This is a genomic window from Dehalococcoidales bacterium, assembly GCA_028716225.1.
Lineage (GTDB): Bacteria > Chloroflexota > Dehalococcoidia > Dehalococcoidales > UBA5760 > UBA5760.
The window spans coordinates 1-2,596 of record JAQUQE010000152.1; the positions used below are offsets into that span (position 1 = coordinate 1).

General features: G+C 52.6%; 2 protein-coding genes. Both read left to right on the top strand.

From position 1 onward, the window contains the following. The coding region (locus tag PHI12_15135) for a helicase associated domain-containing protein (protein ID MDD5512118.1) at positions 1 to 1,623 on the top strand (1,623 nt) is incomplete at its 5' end. A gap of 260 nt (positions 1,624 to 1,883) precedes the next feature. Further along, on the top strand, positions 1,884 to 2,596 hold a 713-nt coding region (locus PHI12_15140), incomplete at its 3' end, for a hypothetical protein (GenBank protein ID MDD5512119.1).

The following is a 2,596-nucleotide window of genomic DNA, read 5'->3' on the forward strand; positions in this document are numbered from 1 at the left end:
ATTCACTACGTGCTGAAGCAGCACCAGTATGATCCCACGGACATCCAGGTAGACGCTATGAATGACTACCTGAAGGCGCTGTTGCTCGTGTTGATCTTAGAGGACGAATTCAGGCCCGTAGAGATCCAAGCCAAGAATCCTGGCACCAAAAAATCCATCACGATCAAAACGGACTTGTTGGCCGAGGCCGTGGGGTACGACACCAGCAAAAAGTTACGGATCGTACAGGCCGTAACAGATGCGTTGGTCCAGTACGACACCCCCGGACCACGCGAAGCCATGAAGGTCGTGGTAGAGACGTTAGAACAGGAAGAGGTGACGCATCCTAAATTACCGTTAGGCGTGGCGGCGAAGCAGATCCTAAAGATGTTTCAGCGAAAGAATCGCCAGACGGTGCTGCGCAAAATCACCAAGGACACCAATAGATTTGGCGTGCATGAGTTGGATCTGGATCTGATCCAGCAGCACCCGCTGGCGTGGCTCCAGTACGGCACCGAGGCCATGGGGTTGGGGACGTTTGCGCGTCTGCGAGTCGCATTGCAAAACGTGAACGATAAGCAGTGGGAGCTTACGTTTGAGGGGGTAAAGCAGTGGAAAAAGCAGCACGATAAATTTCCTAGTCAAAAAAGCAAAGATCCAGAAGAACGTGAGTTAGGTTTATGGATCCGTACACAAAAAGTAAACTACAGACAAGGAAACCTTTCTCCAGATAGAATCAAAAAGTTAGAGAGTATTCCTGGTTGGAATTGGGGTACTTCTCATAAGGACGGTTGGGAGCTTACGTTTGAGGGGGTAAAGCAGTGGAAAAAGCAGCACGATAAATTTCCTAGTCAAAAAAGCAAAGATACAGAAGAACGTAAGTTAGGTTTATGGATTCGTAGACAAAAAGTAAACTACAGACAAGGAAACCTTTCTCCAGATAGAATCAAAAAGTTAGAGAGTATTCCTGGTTGGAATTGGGGTACTTCTCGTGTGCGCAGATTTAAACCATTACCCTCTTATCATAGTACGTCTAAAAAGGTCCGTGCACGACAAGAGTCCGTCATTGACGTCTACCGCAATGTATTTGGGCGCAAGAAACTGCCCAAGGGCAAGCAGTACTGGAGCATGTGTGCAGTTTGCATAGGCCCTGATGGTGACGTACTGCCCAAGTCTGAGCTACACCAGATTATTGAAGCGGGTTTGATCCAACCACAGCAATTCCACGGGGTAGACCAAGACAAAAATATATACAAGACCAACCAGCGGTATGAACACGCGACTTGGTACCACGACGACTTCTACTCTGCTGTTTCTACTGCCGCTGATGGTCCTGATTTCAACCCTGGCATCGTGAACGTCGACACGCTGCTGGAACCCAAGCGTGGTGTGGATCTATTCTGTCGCGTGCTAGAACGCCTGCGTGATGTGCGTGGTGTTTTGTTCGTTGGCAACTTCGTCACGCAGGATCGTTGGCATAGCTACACCGTAGATGACGTAGTGGAACGGATCAACCAGCACCCACGCTTCCAAGAGGTCGCCCATACCCTACGGTGGAAGCCGGACGGCGCCTTCTACCATTACCGTGGATCTGCTAAGAAGGGCCGCACGAAGATGTGTTCTGTATTGTTGTGGCGGAGATAATATCGACGTTTGAGCACAGAGCCCATCCAGCGCGACACCATAGAGATCGCGACAGACGGTCCGCAAGAGCGTCCCCAGCCCCACCCCAAGCGATCCAACGGGATCCGCCCCGTGCAAAAAGTTTGGCCCCGCGTGACAACGTAGCGGAATCATTAGGCAATGCCCCGAACAAAGTAGTTGACACGAAACGCGACCTGGCGTAACGTAGCCGAACGGTTCAACTTAGACGGGAAAACCAAAACCTGGAGGCCACCCACGTGTTGTGTGCAAAAATTGCGCAGCATTTACCTGCTGCGTCCGCCACGCTTTTGCCTCATTTTGTTCGCTACGTCTGCCGGTTCACGCAATATCACGAAATTAATCACTTGAGTATGTCGTTACCCTTTGGCCAGCGCGATGCTTTTCGCACCGTGCGCGAGTGGATAGATTGTAGCGTCCACAAGAATCAACTGTACCGAGGACTCTGGTGGATCGCACACCAGCCGAATCCCCGGTACCAGAAGATCGCGGCACGCCTGGGCCTTGATCCCGATGGGCTCAAGGCGTGTTTCCATTGCCTTGACGCCCACGACCGCGACGAGTTGCAGCGCCGCCCTAAACCCAGGCGTTTGTGCGACCGCGCCATCATCGAGGTCATCGACGCAGTCACGCGCTACAACCGCTTCCTCACGCGCAAACGTCTGTACTTCTTCTGGGCCAACGACCACGGCGTCGACGCCGACGACGTCGAGGCCGAGTTGGCGTGTCAAGCTGTTCGCATCATCCGACACTACGAAATATTCGACTACAACGCCAACACGATGGCGGCGTTGGTGGCGCGGGGTTTGAAAAACTACGCCGCCAACCTGGCGAAACACCACGGGCACGAAGCGCGTAATCCACTGCTGAGCCTAGAGACCAGGGAGAAACGCAAGACCGTGTGGTACCTAAACGTGCGACAAGAAAAGGTCGAGGAGGCGTACGTCCTGCCCGA